We start from the raw sequence: 3,896 nt of genomic DNA on the forward strand, positions 1-3,896 counted from the left end.
GGGTTTATTACTCCTTACCAGGCTAGATTCAATTTCTTTGGATCCTAATGTTCCCATTTTGCTTGACCATTACATTAGAATATCTTACTAACGGTGATTTGAGAAAAGAAGTACAGAAAATGTTAAATAAAGGGGAGTCTATAAATTCAGTAGGACGATTAATATTTTTTGGTAAACATGGCAGATTAAACGAATCTGCTTTAGAAAATCAGTTAGAAAGAGCAAGCTGCTTAAACATTCTTTTAGCTTCACTAATAATATGGAATTCTAGATATTTAGAAAAGGTATATGAAGTAGTAAAAAATGAAGAATGGTTTGAAGAGATTGAATTTCAAAAGGTTAGTCCGTTAGGAACCCAACATGTAAATTTTTTAGGAAAGTATATTTTTGAAGATATAGAAATAGAAACGGGTGATGGTTTAAGAGAATTGATATTCAAGGTTTGAAATTAATGGAAGCCTTGAATTCATTCTATTAAATGATTGTGTGGTGCTAAATCACATTAATTATGGAGGTACCCCTTCAGACAAAAAGAGTGAGGCAAGCTCTAAATTATTTGAAAATTTCCTCGCAATATTTTCAGTCAGTTTTTCAAAATCACTATTCATTTTGAATCTTGAAAAATTTAAAAAATCTGCAATTTCAGAAAAATGTCTGAGTCTAGCAGCTTCATTATTCAAGTAAATACCTATTCTGAAATCTTCTACTCCAAGCTGTTCTCCAACATATTTCAAAATTTCCAATGGAATATCTTTATGAAGTTGATAGCCTAAATTTTTTAGGAAAAGATACTGTAGAGCATAACCTAATTTTAAATAAGGTTTCTTAAATTTTTCAATATATCGAACTTCTTCCAATGTAAGAGTGAAATTATCCACAATATCATTTTTAGTTGTCTTTAGTATGAAAAGTTCTCTCTTCTCCTTGTCAGTAAGAAAACGAAATTTAATTGTCTGCATTTTTAGTCTCTAATTCAGAAAGCCTTCTATAAAGAGTGGCTTTTGAAACTCCTGTTTTATTGAGAATTTCCTGTACAGAATAATGTTCAGTGTGGTAAAGAGCTAATGCTTCTTTGACTTTTTCACTGTTAATACGAGGTCTTCCTCCTAGCCTACCCCTAGCTCTAGCATTTTTCACTCCTTCTTTAACTCTTTCGGCAATCAATTCCCTTTCCAATTCGGCAAAGATAGAGATCATGCCGATCATAGCTCTCCCCATTGGAGAGGTAGTATCGATACTTTCTTTGAGAGATATCAGATTAATACCTTCAACATTAAATTTTTCGACCAGTTCAATCAGATCCTTAGTTTTTCTTCCTAGCCTAGAAAGGGAAAATATCACAAGTATATCTCCTTTTCTCAATTGCTCAAGCAGTTTAGAAAATTCTTTCCTCTGCATATTCTTTCCAGTAGCCTTATCTGAAAATATTTTATCCACTCCATATTTTTCTAATGCACTGATCTGCATTTCTAAATTTTGATCCGTAGTTGATACTCTTGCATACCCAAACTTCATTAAAATAGCCTCCGTAACTCATGTTTTTGATACATAGATATTGATAATAGTATTGGCAATAGTTCTGTAAATAGTTATGAGACTATTTTAACAAAATTTTTGTTTCAAAACTACCTATTTTTTCATAGCTCCAAAAACTTTAGTTTTTGAGACAAAGAAACAACATCATTCAAATGATATTATTCCTTGATATTTAAGTCTTTTTATTTTCAATGTGGGGTTTTCGGGAAAAAAACGGAGCTTGGCCTTTATAAGTTTTTCTGCCAACTCATTATTTCTAAAAATTTCATTAATTGATTTGTTTTTAGGGATATTTTCAATCTGTTCTGCATTAAATACATTGAAATATGATACTATAGGACTATTTAATTCTTCTGTTATTTCTTTTTCTTTTCCGTTTTCATCTTTGACTTTTTTTGTTATATCCCATTTCCAAAATTCTAACCTTATGGATTTAGCACCTTTTTTTACTTTCCACTTTTTAGATTCAGCCTGCTTGTATGTTAACCATCGATTATCCTTAAAGTCTATTCTTTCAGCTGCCATATATAGCTTTATTAAATTAATTCCTCTATAAGATACACCATTAGTCGGATTTATCGGTTTGGCAGTTAACCACCCTTTCTGCCAAAAAGTTTTTTCTCCATTTTCTAAATCTTTAATAATTGTATCAACTAACTCTTTTCTTTCTTCAAAAACTCTTTCTCTAGCTTTTCCCATTTTGACCACTCCCATAAAATAGTTTTTAAAACAAAACTAAATCTCTAAGGACACATAAGACAATTACACATTAGCCCGCATTACCAGTAGAAGCCATTTCATGCTTACAATTGTTCAAAGTTCCTACATAATTTTTTTGTTTTTTTCATAAACGAATTTTTGCATACAAGATTTTCAAGGTTTTGCGTAGCAAACACGGAGTGCTTGACCTTGAAAACTTGAATCCCCCAAGGATTTCGGAGTATGCTATAATTTGAGTTGAAAAAAATAGATTAAAAAAAAAAGAGAAGCGGTTTAGCTTCTCTTATCATTCCCAGAATAATAAAATTGTTTTTATCTGCTTGCATTGCCCTATTTGTTAAAGTGCAATAAATTTACAGCATAAATTTTGTGATAAAAATTCTTAAACGATTTAAAATAAACTTATTATATTCAAGATTGTGTATAATTATAAATCTTTATAAATTTCACCCCGACTCCCAATATTAATAACTAAAATTATTAATTGGTCATCTCTCTTAGAAAATAAAGCCCTAAATTTCCCAATTCTAAGCCTAAAAATATTTTCTTTTGTTTTCAAATTTTTTATATCATAATATTTAATATTTTCCAAATCTTGAGAAATTTCATCAAAAGCTTTAAAAAATTTCAATCCATCTTTTTTATTTTTCTCAATAAATTTTTTTGACTTTTTACTATAAATTACCTTTAATAATTTGTTCAATAGTAAGTTCGCTCCCCTCATTAGGGTCTAAATCAGGTTCTTCAATCCAACTTAATAGTTCTTTTTCTTCTTCATCAGAAACATATCCACAATTTTTTTTAATGTATTCCACAAGACTAATATCTTCATATTGATTAATATATATATTCATTGCTTTTCTTATAACCTCTGAAAAAGAAATTTTTTCTCTATGAGCTATATTATTCAATTTTTCATATTCCGCTTCTTCTATTGTTATTGATTTTCTAATCACATAAATCAACTCCTTTTTATATTATAGTAATATAGTATTATTATAGCATAACAATACTTAAATATCAAATACTAGAAACATAATTTTTGTCAGGAATGTGAAAATAACTAGTTTTCTTTCTTTTAAGATGTTTTATATTGGTGGCCTAATACTTGGTTGTCACTAGTAAAAAAACTCTCTTAATCGTAAATTTGAACCACGAAAGATTGTATAAATTATTCATTATAAAATAAAAAATTCTCTTGGTAGATTACCGGAGAAAATTGGAATGGCAACAAAAATTTAGACAGTTTTTTTAAGTTTGTTTTGGATATCCTATACTCCATAGAAAAGCTTTTAATTATTCCATCTTCTTCTAAATGAAGACGTATTATTTTTTCTTGAATTCTTACTCATAATTTTTTTGCATTTCAAAACACCTCTTTATTTTTTTTAATTAAACCATTGTTTGGATACCGGTGTTCCTACTTTAGTATAGTATTACATCTAAGTTTTTGCTGTCATTCCAATAGATTTATTCATGTTATTTGACATGCGGAGGTAAATAATATATAATGTAGTACAAAATATATGAAGGAGAGAATTTATGAAAGATTCGTATGTTAGCTTAAGAATAAACAGAGAACTAAAAGAAAAAGTTCATAAAATATTTGATGAATATAACATGTCAGTATCGGAAGGAAT

Annotated in this window: 6 protein-coding genes; 1 reads left to right on the plus strand and 5 read right to left on the minus strand. The window is 28.7% G+C overall.

All coding sequences use genetic code 11. The features are described 5' to 3' along the window. The first annotated feature begins 47 nt into the window (after positions 1-47). Complete coding sequence (locus NK213_RS19050; RefSeq protein ID WP_256478835.1) at positions 48-446, plus strand: transposase; 399 nt, start codon at positions 48-50, stop codon at positions 444-446. Positions 447-506: 60 nt separating this feature from the next. Here NK213_RS19050 and NK213_RS19055 read toward each other — a convergent pair whose 3' ends face one another. The 5 genes from NK213_RS19055 to NK213_RS19075 all read right to left on the minus strand — a co-directional run bounded on the left by NK213_RS19055 (position 507) and on the right by NK213_RS19075 (position 3,212). Next, on the minus strand, positions 507-959 hold the full coding sequence (locus NK213_RS19055) for a DUF4158 domain-containing protein (RefSeq protein WP_253352237.1): 453 nt from the start codon (positions 957-959) through the stop codon (positions 507-509). Further along, positions 946-1,515 (minus strand): recombinase family protein, encoded by a 570-nt coding sequence (locus NK213_RS19060; RefSeq protein ID WP_253352239.1) that lies wholly within the window; start codon positions 1,513-1,515, stop codon positions 946-948. The genes NK213_RS19055 and NK213_RS19060 overlap by 14 nt, the downstream gene beginning before the upstream one ends. A gap of 165 nt (positions 1,516-1,680) precedes the next feature. After that, entirely contained in the window at positions 1,681-2,235 is a 555-nt protein-coding gene (locus NK213_RS19065) for an ArdC-like ssDNA-binding domain-containing protein (RefSeq protein WP_253352241.1), read from the minus strand. A gap of 448 nt (positions 2,236-2,683) precedes the next feature. Further along, complete coding sequence (locus NK213_RS19070; RefSeq protein WP_253352245.1) at positions 2,684-2,959, minus strand: type II toxin-antitoxin system RelE/ParE family toxin; 276 nt, start codon at positions 2,957-2,959, stop codon at positions 2,684-2,686. Continuing rightward, positions 2,931-3,212: a ribbon-helix-helix protein, CopG family gene (locus NK213_RS19075; RefSeq protein ID WP_253352254.1), complete on the minus strand. Its 282-nt coding sequence runs from the start codon at positions 3,210-3,212 to the stop codon at positions 2,931-2,933. The genes NK213_RS19070 and NK213_RS19075 overlap by 29 nt, the downstream gene beginning before the upstream one ends. Positions 3,213-3,896: the final 684 nt, after the last annotated feature.

This window comes from Sebaldella sp. S0638 (assembly GCF_024158605.1).
Lineage (GTDB): Bacteria > Fusobacteriota > Fusobacteriia > Fusobacteriales > Leptotrichiaceae > Sebaldella.

Excerpts from the sequence above, each read along its gene's own strand:
- NK213_RS19050 (WP_256478835.1), top strand. The coding sequence starts at position 48 with ATGTTCCCATTTTGCTTGACCATTACATTAGAATATCTTACTAACGGT.
- NK213_RS19055 (WP_253352237.1), bottom strand. The coding sequence starts at position 959 with ATGCAGACAATTAAATTTCGTTTTCTTACTGACAAGGAGAAGAGAGAA.
- NK213_RS19060 (WP_253352239.1), bottom strand. The coding sequence starts at position 1,515 with ATGAAGTTTGGGTATGCAAGAGTATCAACTACGGATCAAAATTTAGAA.
- NK213_RS19065 (WP_253352241.1), bottom strand. The coding sequence starts at position 2,235 with ATGGGAAAAGCTAGAGAAAGAGTTTTTGAAGAAAGAAAAGAGTTAGTT.